The following is a 12,777-nucleotide window of genomic DNA, read 5'->3' as shown; positions in this document are numbered from 1 at the left end:
GGAGTTGAACATGACACTGCTGACTCATCCCCTGCGCACTGCGCTCGCGCCGCTCCTCGCCGCCCTCGTGCTGGCCGGCTGCGCCACGGCGCCCGGGATCGATCCCGCCGCGTTGCCGACTGCGCCGGCGGCCTTCAAGGAAGGCGACGGCCGCTGGACGCAGGCCGTGCCAGCCCAGGCGCAAGCCGACGGCACATGGTGGAAGGCCTTCTCCGACCCAGTTCTCGACGGGCTCGTCGAGCGTGCGCTGGAGCGCAACAACAGCATCCAGATCGCCGCGGCCCGGCTCGCGCAATCCCGCGCGCTGCTGCAGGCGACGGACGCCGATCGCTCGCCGCAAGTCGGCATCGGCGCGGACGTCACGCGGCAGGGCGGGGCGATCACGCCGGCCGGCGGCGGCGCCGGCAACCTGTTCCGTGCCGGCGCGAACTTCTCGTGGGAGCTCGATCTCTTCGGGCGACTCTCGCAGGCGAGCAAGGCCGCGTCGCTCGACGCCGACAGCCGCGAGGCTTTGCTCCGCAACGCGCGTCTTCTCGTGCAGGCGGACGTTGCGCGCAGCTACCTCGCGCTGCGGGCGCTGGATGCCGAACGCGCGCTGGTGCGCGAGACCGTCGGAGCCTATCGCGACACGTTATCGCTTACCGAACGGCGCTTCGAAGCCGGTGACATCGCCGAACTGGACGTCGCGCGCGTGCGCACCGAACTCGCCGCGACTGAATCCGACGCGTTCGCGCTCGACCGCCGCCGCGCGGAAGTCGAGCACGCGCTCGCAGTGCTGGTCGGCGACGCGGCTTCCAACTTCGGGGTCGATGCCGGCGACTGGAGCACGGCGCTGCCCGTGATCCCGGCTGGCGTCCCCTCGACGGTGCTCACACGCCGTCCCGACGTCGCCTCCGCCCGCCAATCGATGCTCGCCGCGCAGGCACGCGTCGGTGTCGCGCAAGCGGCATGGTTCCCCGACATCGCGCTGACCGGTTCCGGCGGCTACGCGTCGACCGACCTCGGCGATCTCTTCAAATGGTCGGCCCGCTCCTGGGGCATCGGCGCGCTGCTGTCGCTGCCGATCTTCGACGGCGGGCGGCGCGACGCAGGCGTGAAGAACGCCAGCGCGGAACTCGATGCTGCGCTCGCCGGCTATCGCGAACAGGTGCTCGTCGCCTTCAAGGACGTCGAAGACCAGCTATCCGCGCTGCGCCTCCTCGCCGACCAGAGCGAAGCGCAGTCGCGCGCGGTCGCTTCCGCGAGCCGCGCGACGGTGCTATCGGATGTGCGCTACCGCAGCGGGCTCGTCAGCCAGCTCGACCTGCTCGACGCCCGCCGCAGCGAGTTGCGCAACCGCCGCGAAGCGCTGCAGGTGCGGTCGGCGCAATACCAAACGACGGTCGCGCTGGTGCGAGCCTTGGGCGGCGGCTGGGGGCCGGGCGACGGGCCAGCGGTTCAAACCGTCTCTGCGACGATCCGGTAGCAGGGGTTGTAGACCTTGCCCGGCAGCTTCATCCGGCCCTGCGCGACGAAGGACGCCAGCAGCGCGTCCATCGGCTGCAGGATCTCCGGATCGCCCTGGATCTCGAAGCTGCCGTGCTTCTCGATCTCGCGGATCCCGTCGGCCTTGACGTTGCCCGCAACGACGCCCGAGAAGGCCCGGCGCAGGTTCGCCGCCAGCAGGTGCCGCGGCTGATTCTTGTGCAGCGAGAGCTTGCGCATTCTCTCGTGCGTCGCCCGGAACGGACGCTGGAACTCATGCTCGACGCGCAATGACCAGTTGAAGTAGTACGCGTCCTGCGTTTCCTTGCGGTAGGCACGCACGTCGGCGATCCCCGCCTGCATCTCGCGCGCGACTGCGACGGGGTCGTCCACGATGATCTTGTAGCGGCGCTGCGCCTCCTCGCCGAGCGTTTGGCCGATGAATCGATCGATCTGGCGGAAATACTCGGCCGCACTCCGAGGCCCGGTAAACACGAGCGGGAAGGGGAGTTTCGCATTGTCCGGGTGCAGCAGGATGCCCAGGACATAGAGGATCTCTTCGGCCGTGCCGACGCCGCCGGGGAAGACGATGAAGCCGTGGCCGGCGCGGACGAAGGCCTCGAGGCGCTTCTCGACGTCCGGCAGGATCACCAGCTCGTTGACGATCGGATTCGGCGACTCCGCGGCGATGATGCCGGGCTCGGTGAAGCCCAGGTAGCGCGCGTTCGGGATGCGTTGCTTCGCGTGGCTGATCGTCGCGCCCTTCATCGGCCCCTTCATCGCACCCGGACCGCAGCCGGTGCAGATGTCCAGCCCGCGCAGGCCGAGCTGGTAGCCGACCAGCTTCGTGTAGTCGTACTCTTCGCGACTGATCGAATGTCCGCCCCAGCACACCACCATGTTCGGCTGCAGCGTAGGCTTCATGATGCCGGCGTTGCGCAGGATGTGGAACACCGCGTCGGTGATCGCCTCGGAGCTTCCGACGTCGATCTCGGTGCTCGCGTAGATGACGTCGCGCAGGACGGTGAAGAGATGCTCCTGGATGCCGCGGATCATCGTGCCGTCGACGAAGGCGCTTGCCGGCGCGCCGCGGATATCGAGCTTGATCCCGCGCGAACGCTGGATGATGTCGATTTCGAAGGAATGATAGCGCTCGAGCAACTCCTTCGCGTCGTCGATTCCGTTGCCGCAGTTGAGCACGGCCAGCGCGCAGTTGCGAAAGATCTCGTGCAGCCCCCTCTGATCATGCGACGACAGGCGCGCCGCCTCGGCCCTGGAGAGGACTTCCATACGCCCGACTGGGGAGATCTGTGCGTCGATCTGTGTGTCGACTACTTCATATTTCATGCGTCTTGCTCTCATGCTGAGTCGATGACGATGGAGAATACATCGTCGGAGCGCAGACGGATGAATCAATCGGCAACCGGAGCCGGCGCGGCCTCAGTCGTCGCGGTGATAGTCGTAGGTGACGAAACGCTGATGGCGCGGCGGCAGCTCCAGCCACTCCTTGTGTTCGAGGCTCGCGTGGATGTCGTCGAGACCGCTCGCCCAGTGGTCGTGCATCGTCAATGGACCGAACTCATAGTCCTTCGCCAGCCCGTCCCATTCCTTTTCCTGGTAGATCAGGTGGATGACGCTGACCTGCCGCCCGCAGGCCCAATGGGCGGCCTCGCGGCACCAGTGGTCGGACTGCCGCATGTCTTCCGGCGCATGCTTCAGCATCTCGCTCACGAGATGGCGGAGTTGCTGTTCGCGCGCCATCAGGTCCGTGATCGCGCGCGTGCGGCTCGAATACTGGATGTCCTTCTGGCGCTCCTGCGCGTCCCAGATGTTTGTCGGCACCGTCCCGAGCGCGCTCCACAGGTCGACCTGGAAGGCGAGCGTGTCGTGGCGCGGCTCGTCCTCCAGCACATGCGCCAGCGGCGTGTTGGACACGAGTCCGCCATCCCAGTAGAACTCGCCGTCGATCTCCACCGGCGGAAAGCCCGGGGGCAGGGCGCCCGACGCCATGAAATGCTCCAGCCGCAGCCGACCCTTCCACGGTCCCACGGTGTTGTCGAAGTACTCGAAGTTGCCCGTGCGCACGTTGACTGCGCCCACCGACACGCGCGGATGACCGGCGTTGATGCGGTCGATGTCCACGAGTTGCTCGAGCGTCACGCGCAGCGGAGCCGTGTCGTAATAGCTCGCCTCCGACGGCGGGACATTCACGGCGAGCCACGGCGGCGGTAGCCGCGGCGTGAAGAAGCCCTGCTGGCCCTCGACGACCCCGCGCCACGCGACCACGGCGTTGAACACCCGGCGGGCGCCGTCGCCCAGCTGTCCGACCCATGACTGCACGGCGTCGGCCATCGGCTGGACGAAGACCGGGCGACACACGGTCTCCCAGAACGTGTGCAGATTGGCGACTCGCGCGCCGGGCGCACTCCCCGCGATCAATGCCGTATTGATCGCCCCGATCGAAATCCCGGCCAACCAGTCCGGATGGATCCCGGCTTCGTCGAGCCCTTCATACACCCCTGCCTGATAGGCACCCAGAGCACCACCTCCCTGCAGCACGAGGGCGATGGTCTTGAATGGCGGCCTGTGTCGTCGCACTCGTGCAGCTCCGGACGGTCGAGGCGCAGTTCAATGCATAACCCAGCCATGCGTCAGCAGGAAGGATTGCCCGGTGAACGCGGCAGTCGGAAACGCCGCCAGGAAGAGCACCGTGTTCGCGACATCTTCCAGCGTCGTGAACTCACCATCCACCGTCTCCCCGAGCATCACCTTCCTCACCACTTCCTCCTCGCTGATGCCCAGATCCCGCGCTTGTTCCGGGATCTGCTTATCGACGAGCGGCGTGCGCACGAAGCTCGGACACACGACGTAGGAATGGACGCCGTGCTCCGCGCCTTCCTTCGCCAACACGCGCGCAAGCCCCAGCATGCCGTGCTTGGCCGTGACGTAGGCGCACTTGAGCGGCGAGGCGACGTGCGAATGCACCGAGCCCGTATAGATCACGACCCCGCCGCGGTTGTCGCGGTACATGTGGCGTAGCGCCGCGCGGGTCGTCAGGAAGGCGCCGTCGAGGTGGATCGCCAGGATCTTCCTCCAGTCCGCCAGCTTGAATTCCACGATCGGATCGACGATCTGGATGCCCGCGTTCGATATCAGCACGTCCACGCTGCCATGCTTGGCCGCGATCTGGTCGATCGCCTCATCCACGGCGCGTTCGTCGACCACATCCATCGCAATCCCAACCGCCCGCCCGCCAGCGGCGACGATTTCGTTCGCGACCTGTTCGGCGCTCGCGAGATTAAGGTCCGTCACCGCGACCATCGCGCCGGCCTGCGCCAGCTTCTCCGCAATCGCCTTGCCGATGCCGCTGCCGGCACCCGTGACCACCGCCACCTTGCCGCCCAATTCTCCGGTCATGCCCCACACTCCTTCGCTCACCCTGCAAAGGTTCGCACCCAAGGAATCTGGGCGACGCGGAGCGGTAAATCAAGAAACGCAGGGTAAGCGGATGTCACGTCCGCCTATCGGCGGATGTCCAGGTGCACGACCAGGTTGGCCTCGAAGGTCCGCCAGCGCAACGGAATTGCGTACGGGGTCCCGCTCGCACCGGGCAGCGTGTGCCGCGCAGAGCGAAGGCAGGCTTTCGGCGGCGCGATCGTCAGATCCTCGCCGAAATGGCGACGCGCCCGCCCTGACATCATGTTGGCGATCTCGCCGACCACGTCCAGGCAGCGGTCGGCCGACTGCTCCCTTTCTCCCATGACGTCGAGCACCTGCCCGAGCATCCCCCCCGGGGCCGAGAAGGTAATGCTGCCGCGAAAGCCGCCTGAGACCTCGATCACCCCGTTGAAATCGCCCCAGAGCGGCGGAGTGCTCCCCTCCAGCATGTAGGCCGTGCGCACCATGGCCGGCTCGTGGGTCATGTTGAGGAAGAAGGCGGAGATCGCCTCGGAGAACACTTCGATGTCTTCGTGATTCAGCGCGCGGTAGTTCAACTCATCAACTCCAGCAGGGCGGCGACCAGTTGTTCGTCGGTAAAGGGTTTGTGCAGAAAGCCGTGGGCGCCTTTGCTGATGGCGCGCAGCGCCGTCGTCTTGTCGCTGAGGGCGGACACCACCATGATCCTGGCGCTCGGCAGCACCGCCGCGAGGCGTTCGATGCAGGCCTCGCCGTCCATGTTGGGCATCGTCAGATCCATCGTGATGAAGTCGGGGTGCTTCGACAGCGCGATCGCCAGCGCCTGCTCGCCGTCGGCCGCCAGCCCGACAACGTCCATCGGCGGCAGGCGCTCGTCGAGCATCTGGCGGGCGATCAGGTTCCGGATCACCATCGAATCATCGACGATCAGCAGTCTCGCTTTCATGTCGGGCTCCATTGAAGGGTGAAGCGCGTGTAGGTGCGCGGGGTGGAGGCGAGCTTCAGCCGCGCGCCGGTCTCGCGTGCGAGCGCGCTGATCGCATCCAGGCCAACGCCGCGGCCCGCATGCTCGGTGACGCTCGCCGCAGTCGACACGCCCGGCTCGAAGAGCGTCGCGACGACCTCGCGATCGCTCATCGCCTGGACTGCGTCGGCATCGCGATAGCCGGCGTCGACGAGATGCCGCCGCAAGGCCGCGACATCGATCCCGCGGCCGTCGTCGGCGACCGTCAGTTCGAGTCCGCCATCGGCAGTGCGCTGAAACTCGATGCGCAACCGGCCTTCCTCCTGCTTGCCCGCAAGGCGGCGCTCGTCGGCACTTTCGATGCCGTGCACGACCGCATTGCGAACGAGCTGCGGCAGTCCCTCGCGCAGCACGCGGTGCACGGACGCCGGCACATCCTCGACGTGGGGCAGGGAGGTCTCGACGCGCAGCTTCTTGTTGAGCTCGGCCGCAACCGACAGGGCGAAGCGCTGGATGCGCTGCATCGACTGGTAGACGCAGTCGTCGGCGCTTGCGTCCTTGCCTGCCACGTCGGCGGCGGAAGTGTCCCGTCCCGGGGCGACACGCGTGAAGGCGCCGATCCGCCCGACCACGGCATCGACTTTCGCCAGCTCTTGCATCAGATGGCCAATGCCGGTCGCGACCGGGATCAGGTCGTCGCCGCCGAGATTCCGCCGCTTGACGAGCGCCGTGAGGACGTCCTCGAACTCGTGCGCCTGGGCGGCGACGGTGCCCATCGACAGCGCCGCAGCCTCGCCCTTGATCGTGTGAACTTCCCGGAACACTCGCGTGACGGCCGCGAGATAGGCGCCGACTTCGACCGGCACGTCCCGCAGCACGCCGTTCGCCCGTTCTAGCCTTGCTTTCGCCTCGGCGAGGAAGCGCATCACCTCCGCCGGCTCGTTCTCCAGCACGCCAAGCAGCAGCGAAACCTCGTTGCGCGCGCGCTCCTCGGCGCCCGCCAGCTCCTGCTCCAGCCGCACCTCCTGGCTGACGTCGACGGCCGCGACGAGGAGGGCGTCGATCCCCGTGCCGCCTTCGCCGCGCACCGGATGGAAGCCGAAGTTCAGGTGCATCGTCCGGCCGCGTCCCTGTGGCGCGATCTCGACGCGATTCAGCGGATTAAGGTCCGCCAGCAAGGCCGGTTTCACCCGTTCGTTGAACAGCAGCTCCACGTACTGCCGGACCGACTGCATCGTTTCGTCGGAGACCAGCGTCGCGAGCATCGTCAGGAAGTTGTGTCCGGGCGCCAGCGGCTGCGGAAACACCTTCGCGAGATGCGCCGAGCGCTGCGTCCCGACCGTGCCGTCCCGATGCATCAGGAAGAGCCCCTCGCGCACCGTGCGCAGGATGTCGTCGGTTTCGCGGCGCGCCTGCTCGGCCTCGCGGTCGCTGCGGCGCAGACTGCGGAAGACGTGGACGACGATGTAGAGGAAATTGAGCAGCGCGAGCCCGATCGCGCCGAACTGCAGGTAACGCATCGACTGCGCCCGCTCGGCTGCAAGGGCCTCCTGGTGCTGGGTCAGGTCGCCCGCGAGCTGCAACAGACGCACGTTCCGCGTGTCGCTGAGCGTGAAGGTGGCCTGCACGTCCGTTTCGCTGAATGGTCGCTCGCCGATCAGCGCGTTCGCCGCATCGCGCAGCGGCGTCCATTGCTTATCGATCTCGTCCAACAGTTGCTGCTCGGTCGGGTCGTGGTCCTCGCTCGCCAAACTGCGAATTTCCGTGAGCGACTGATCGAAGGCCAGGACGGCTTCCGAAATCTGCGCCTGGCTGGTCTGGATCGGCTCGCCCTGCGACGACTCGTGGGAGAGCGTAAGGATCGCCTTCGCCAGCTGCTGCGAGTACCCGCGCAACTTCCCGCCGTCGTTGATCCTCGTCGCGTCGAGGTCGACTTGGCGAAGCATCAGGAAGTTGAGCGAGTACACGCTGACGCTGAGCGCGAAGAACGCCGCAACAGCCAGCACCAGCAGGCGGTATTTGCCGAGGAGGGATGAACGCAACGCACGCATCGGGCGACCGGGTGAAAAGTGGAACCCGGCAGCCTAGTCCCGTGCTGTTACATTTCAGTTGCCGATTTGTGACAATGAAATGTGACGGCAAGACGCTTCGATGCGTGCGCCCTCAGCCCTTCACGCACACCACCTGGCGCAGCGTATGCACGACTTCGACCAGTTCGCGCTGCGCCTCCATCACACGGTCGATGTCCTTGTAGGCCATCGGGATCTCGTCGATCACGTCGCGATCCTTGCGGCATTCGACGTGGGCCGTCGCCCTGACCTGATCCTCGACCGTGAACCGTCGCTTCGCCTCGTTGCGGCTCATCACCCGTCCCGCACCGTGGCTGCAGGAGCAGAACGCTTCCTCGTTGCCGAGTCCGCGGACGATGTAGCTTTTTGCGCCCATCGATCCCGGGATGATGCCGAGCTCACCCTTGCGCGCCGAAACGGCTCCCTTGCGCGTGACGAAGATATCCGCGCCGAAATGTGTTTCGCGCTGGACGTAGTTGTGGTGGCAGTTCACGGCTTCGACGTCCGCCGCGAAAGCCTTCCCGATCACCGACCGGGCCGCCTCCACGACGTGATGCATCATCACCGCGCGATTGCGCCGCGCATAGTCCTGCGCCCAGCCGACCGCCTCGACGTAGTCGTCGAAATGCTTGCTGCCTTCCTTGAAGTACGCGAGATCGCGGTCGGGCAGATTCGCGAGGTGCTCGCGCATGTCCACCTGCGCCAGTTCGATGAACAGGTTGCCGATCGCATTGCCGACGCCGCGTGACCCCGAATGCAGCATGAACCAGACGCGGTCCTCCTCGTCGATGCACACCTCGATGAAATGGTTGCCGGTCCCGAGCGTCCCGAGGTGCTTGTAGTTGTTCGTGTTCTTCAGCTTCGGATACTTTTCCGTGATGCGGTTGAAGCCCGGCAGCAGCGCGCGCCAGGCCGCATCGACCTCGGCCGGCGTCCTCTCCCAGGCGCCGACGTCACGGCCCGCGCGCGGGGTGGTGCGCCCGTGCGGCACCGCGTGTTCGATCGCGGTCCGCAGGCGGTGCAGGTTGTCCGGCAGATCTTTCGCCGTCAGCGTCGTGCGGGCGGCGATCATCCCGCAGCCGATATCGACGCCGACCGCCGCGGGAATGATCGCACCGCGGGTCGGGATCACGCTGCCGATCGTCGATCCCTTGCCCAGATGCACGTCCGGCATCACCGCGATGTGCCTGTATATGAAGGGCATCGAGGCCGTCGCCATCAACTGCCGGCGCGCCTCGTCCTCGACCGGCACGCCCGATGTCCACATCTTGATCGGCTTGCCGTTTTCCACTTCCAGCAACTGGAAATCCATTTTTCTCTCACGCATTCTTGATACTCACGAGCCCGCTCAGCACCTGGTCGAGGCCTCCGAACACCGAGATCCGGTCGATCCGCTCGGCGACCCTTTCCAGCGTCTCGAGCTCCTTCAGGCGCAGCGCCGTCGGGTTGTCTTCCATCACCTTCGCGGTGTTGAGCAGCGAGCGCGTCGCGGCCGTTTCCTCGCGGCGCCGGATCACGTTCGCCTCGGCCGACTTTTCGGCCTCCACGACCTGCGCGAGGATGTTCTTCATCTCCCCCGGCAGCACGATGTCCTTCACCCCGACGCTGCTCACCTCGATCCCGAAACCGTCGAGCTTGCGGGCCACATAGTCGCCCACGACCTCGTCGATCGTCTGCTTGTTCTCCAGCAGCTCGTCGATGGCCCGCGTCCCGACGGCGGCCCGCAAACCGAACTGCAGTTCACGGTACAGGTGATCGGCCGGCTTGCTCAGCTTCTCGTACGCCAGCAGCACGTCGGTGTAACGCCAGGTCGCCGCGAGGTTGAGCCGCAGCCCGACCTTGTCGCGCGACAGGATCTCCTGGCCGCTGACCTCCATGTTCTGCAGCCGCGTATCGACCAGTTCGACCTGGATGTCCCGGTTGAAACGCCAGAACCCTTCGACTCCCGCCGGCATCAGCCGTTGCACCTTTCCGTCCACCTTCAGCACGCCGACGTGATAGGCCGGCACCTGCGCAAGCAGCAGATAACCGAGCCCCATCACGGCGCGTCCGCGCAAGGCCGGCTGGACCAGGTGCGCGGCGACCTCCGGCGCCACGGCGTAGCCGGCGCGCAGGTCGACCGTCTCCAGTCGATGCCGTACCACGCCCTTCCACACGAAGCGGCGGGCTGCCGGCGGCAGGATTTCGACTAGCACGTCGTTCTCGTAACGCAGGCCGGCCTGGTCTTCGGTCAGCTCCATCCGTTCGAAATGCTCGGCGGCGACCGCCGGTTCATGTTGAAGCAGGTAGTCGACGATCCCGAGATCGGTCATCGGAGCGTCCGCCTTCCACGTGACGAGCGAGAGCCGGCCGAACGGATCAAAAAACCGGTAGCGCCCGGATTTCAGGATGCGCTCGAAGTCCGCCTCCCGGAGCAGTGCGCCACGCTCGTCTTTCTTCACCACGAATCGCTTCAACATTTTCGTTCTCCTTTTTGTTGTTGCCGGTCGGGCGCCGGTCCGTCGGGCCAACCGGCCGACACGGGCGGGGAGGCGCAGGGCAGGGGGCCGGCGGTCCGGTACTCCACGGCGCCGAGGCACCGGGGAGCGGCGGAACCCATCTGCCGCCTTGCCGAACGCCCTGCCGCGAGGGCGGGCCGGGGGCCGGGCGGACCGGCGGCGGGTGCTCGCGCACACCGCAACCGGCGGGTACTGCTGCATCAACTGTCGTGTCAGGACAGGTTTGGAGCGGGAGTCGAACCCGCGACAGGCTGCTATCGCAGCTGCTCTACCGACTGAGCTATCCAATCGAGTGCGGCCCGGGAATCGAACCCGGTTGCCCCCTCCAGGGGACCGCACGGCGATCGCATCCACACGGCGGCGGCATACGCAGGAACGACAGAGCGGACTCCGGCTCCCGCGCACCGGCGGGGTCTTCAGCCCCGGCCCGTGGGCCATTGCAGCGCGTCGGCGATCGCTTCACCTATTGCGAGAGGCGTGCCAGCGGCATGGCGATCGTCGAACGAATCGCGAAGCCGTTGATACGACGGCACTGTTTCCCTTCGTGTGAAATCCTGGCGAGCGAGACCAGGGCGCGGAATATAGACTTGTATCGAGTTACTTATCCGAAAAGATAAAACCATGAAGAAAACCGTTGCGATCGGATTTCTCGGCACCCAGCTCGACTACGGCGGCAGGGGCACGGGGCGGTGGCAGAAGTGGCGGCCCACGGTCGGCCTGTGTCAGCAGCCGGATCTCGCCATAGATCGCCTCGAACTCCTCCACGACGCGCGCAGCCGCGGACTCGCCGAGCGGATCCGGCTCGACATCGCGACCGTCTCTCCGCAAACGGAGGTGCGCCGCGTCGAACGCGACTTGCGCGACCCGTGGGACTTCGAAGAGATGTACACCTCGCTGCACGATTTCGCGCGCGGCTACCGTTTCGACACGGAGAACGAGGACTACCTGATCCACATCACGACCGGCACCCACGTCGCGCAGATCTGCTGGTTCCTGCTCGCCGAAGCGCGCTACCTGCCGGCGCGGCTCATCCAGACCTCGCCGTCGCGCAACAAGGAGGTCCCGACCAGCGTCGGCTGCCACGCGATCATCGACCTCGACCTGTCGCGCTACGACAAGATCGCCCAGCGCTTCATCCGCGAGCGCGACGACAGCGTGTCGCTGCTCAAATCCGGCATCGCGACGCGCAACCCCGCGTTCAATCGGATGATCGAGTGTATCGAACGCGTCGCGGGCCGATCGCCGTCGCCGATGCTGTTGATCGGACCGACCGGCGCCGGCAAGTCCTTCCTCGCGCGCCGGATCTTCGAACTCAAACGTCAGCGGCAACGCCTGGAAGGCCGCCTCGTCGAAGTGAACTGCGCGACCCTGCGCGGCGACTCCGCGATGTCTACGCTCTTCGGCCACGTGAAGGGCGCATTCACCGGCGCCCAGAGCGAGCGTCCGGGCCTGTTGCGGGCGGCGGACGGCGGGGTGCTCTTCCTCGACGAGATCGGCGAGCTCGGACTCGACGAGCAGGCCATGCTGCTCAAGGCCATCGAGGAAAAACGCTTCTTCCCTTTCGGCGGAGACCGCGAGGTCGGGAGCGACTTCCAGCTCATCGCCGGTACGCACCGCGATCTGCGCGAGTGGGTCGCGGCAGGGCGCTTCCGCGAGGATCTCTACGCGCGGATCAACCTCTGGACCTTCAAGCTCCCCGGACTCGCCGAGCGGTCCGAGGACATCGAACCGAACCTCGACTTCGAACTGGAACGCTTCGCCCGCGAGCAGGGGGAGCAGGTGCGCTTCAATGTCGAGGCGAGACGGCGTTATCTCGCCTTCGCCGTGTCGCCGGAGGCGCGCTGGCCAGGCAACTTCCGCGAGCTCGGCGCCTCCGTCACGCGCATGGCGACGCTTGCCGACGCGGGACGGATCACCGAGGACAACGTCCGCGACGAAATCGCGCGGCTGCGGGCCACGTGGTCGGGCGGCGAGGCCGTAGATCACGCCGAAGACCTCCTCGGCGAGCGGGTGACGACGCTGGATCTGTTCGACCGCTGTCAGCTCAACCGGGTCATCGAAATCTGCCGCTCCGCCGCCAGCCTGTCGGACGCGGGACGCAAGCTTTTCGCCGTTTCGCGCCAGGACAAGGCTCGTCCGAACGACGCCGACCGCTTGCGCAAATACCTCGGCCGTTTTGATCTATCCTTTGAATTAGTAAGGGATTTCAGGAAGACCTGATACGCGATGATCCGTTACGGCTGTGATCATTTTGTAACAGGTCGGGAGGACACTTCAGACTATCGTTTGACCTGGAATGATTTCCGCCTTGGGGATTCCTTTGGGTTCGGAGGCGGTCGCACATTTGCATCGTTCCGGATGTACT

10 protein-coding genes are annotated in these 12,777 nt (G+C 66.2%); 2 read left to right on the top strand and 8 right to left on the bottom strand.

Translation table 11 applies throughout. The annotated features are described in order from the left end of the window. The first annotated feature begins 10 nt into the window (after positions 1–10). Positions 11–1,465, top strand: coding sequence for an efflux transporter outer membrane subunit (locus tag AZKH_RS12730; RefSeq protein WP_015436188.1), 1,455 nt, complete (start codon positions 11–13; stop codon positions 1,463–1,465). Here the strand turns inward: AZKH_RS12730 and ppnN are convergent. From ppnN to AZKH_RS12690, 8 genes are all read right to left on the bottom strand, one after another. After that, complete coding sequence (gene ppnN / locus AZKH_RS12725; protein WP_015436187.1) at positions 1,438–2,811, bottom strand: nucleotide 5'-monophosphate nucleosidase PpnN; 1,374 nt, start codon at positions 2,809–2,811, stop codon at positions 1,438–1,440. The genes AZKH_RS12730 and ppnN overlap by 28 nt on opposite strands. 93 nt (positions 2,812–2,904) lie before the next feature. Further along, positions 2,905–4,062, bottom strand: a complete 1,158-nt coding sequence (locus tag AZKH_RS12720; RefSeq protein ID WP_015436186.1) for a patatin-like phospholipase family protein — start codon at positions 4,060–4,062, stop codon at positions 2,905–2,907. A 30-nt stretch (positions 4,063–4,092) separates the two neighbouring features. Beyond that, positions 4,093–4,881: a 3-hydroxybutyrate dehydrogenase gene (locus AZKH_RS12715; RefSeq protein ID WP_015436185.1), complete on the bottom strand. Its 789-nt coding sequence runs from the start codon at positions 4,879–4,881 to the stop codon at positions 4,093–4,095. Between the two features lie 104 nt (positions 4,882–4,985). Further along, the gene (locus AZKH_RS12710; protein WP_015436184.1) at positions 4,986–5,459 is read right to left on the bottom strand and encodes a chemotaxis protein CheX; all 474 of its coding nucleotides are present in this window, start codon (positions 5,457–5,459) and stop codon (positions 4,986–4,988) included. After that, entirely contained in the window at positions 5,456–5,827 is a 372-nt protein-coding gene (locus tag AZKH_RS12705) for a response regulator transcription factor (protein WP_015436183.1), read from the bottom strand. The genes AZKH_RS12710 and AZKH_RS12705 overlap by 4 nt, the downstream gene beginning before the upstream one ends. Continuing rightward, positions 5,824–7,887 carry an ATP-binding protein gene (locus AZKH_RS12700; protein WP_172642469.1) on the bottom strand — a complete coding sequence of 688 codons (2,064 nt, stop codon included), beginning with the start codon at positions 7,885–7,887 and terminating at the stop codon, positions 5,824–5,826. Before AZKH_RS12700 ends, AZKH_RS12705 begins: the two co-directional genes overlap by 4 nt. A gap of 121 nt (positions 7,888–8,008) precedes the next feature. Beyond that, a complete protein-coding gene (locus AZKH_RS12695; RefSeq protein WP_015436181.1) occupies positions 8,009–9,241 on the bottom strand; it encodes an RtcB family protein in 1,233 nt (410 codons plus the stop codon). Next, positions 9,234–10,373 carry a slipin family protein gene (locus tag AZKH_RS12690; RefSeq protein WP_015436180.1) on the bottom strand — a complete coding sequence of 380 codons (1,140 nt, stop codon included), beginning with the start codon at positions 10,371–10,373 and terminating at the stop codon, positions 9,234–9,236. Before AZKH_RS12690 ends, AZKH_RS12695 begins: the two co-directional genes overlap by 8 nt. Positions 10,374–11,033: 660 nt before the next feature. Between AZKH_RS12690 and rtcR the strand changes: the two genes are divergently transcribed. Then, positions 11,034–12,632, top strand: a complete 1,599-nt coding sequence (gene rtcR / locus AZKH_RS12680; RefSeq protein ID WP_015436179.1) for an RNA repair transcriptional activator RtcR — start codon at positions 11,034–11,036, stop codon at positions 12,630–12,632. The last annotated feature ends 145 nt before the right edge of the window (positions 12,633–12,777 follow it).

Source organism: Azoarcus sp. KH32C, assembly GCF_000349945.1.
Lineage (GTDB): Bacteria > Pseudomonadota > Gammaproteobacteria > Burkholderiales > Rhodocyclaceae > Aromatoleum.
The sequence above is the reverse complement of the archived record's forward strand: the minus strand, read 5'-3'. Positions and strand labels throughout refer to the sequence as shown.

Bases quoted from the DNA above. Each gene is read 5' to 3' on its own strand.
- AZKH_RS12695 (WP_015436181.1), bottom strand. From the start codon at position 9,241: ATGCGTGAGAGAAAAATGGATTTCCAGTTGCTGGAAGTGGAAAACGGC.
- AZKH_RS12715 (WP_015436185.1), bottom strand. From the start codon at position 4,881: ATGACCGGAGAATTGGGCGGCAAGGTGGCGGTGGTCACGGGTGCCGGC.
- ppnN (WP_015436187.1), bottom strand. From the start codon at position 2,811: ATGAAATATGAAGTAGTCGACACACAGATCGACGCACAGATCTCCCCA.
- AZKH_RS12690 (WP_015436180.1), bottom strand. From the start codon at position 10,373: ATGTTGAAGCGATTCGTGGTGAAGAAAGACGAGCGTGGCGCACTGCTC.
- rtcR (WP_015436179.1), top strand. From the start codon at position 11,034: ATGAAGAAAACCGTTGCGATCGGATTTCTCGGCACCCAGCTCGACTAC.
- AZKH_RS12705 (WP_015436183.1), bottom strand. From the start codon at position 5,827: ATGAAAGCGAGACTGCTGATCGTCGATGATTCGATGGTGATCCGGAAC.
- AZKH_RS12730 (WP_015436188.1), top strand. From the start codon at position 11: ATGACACTGCTGACTCATCCCCTGCGCACTGCGCTCGCGCCGCTCCTC.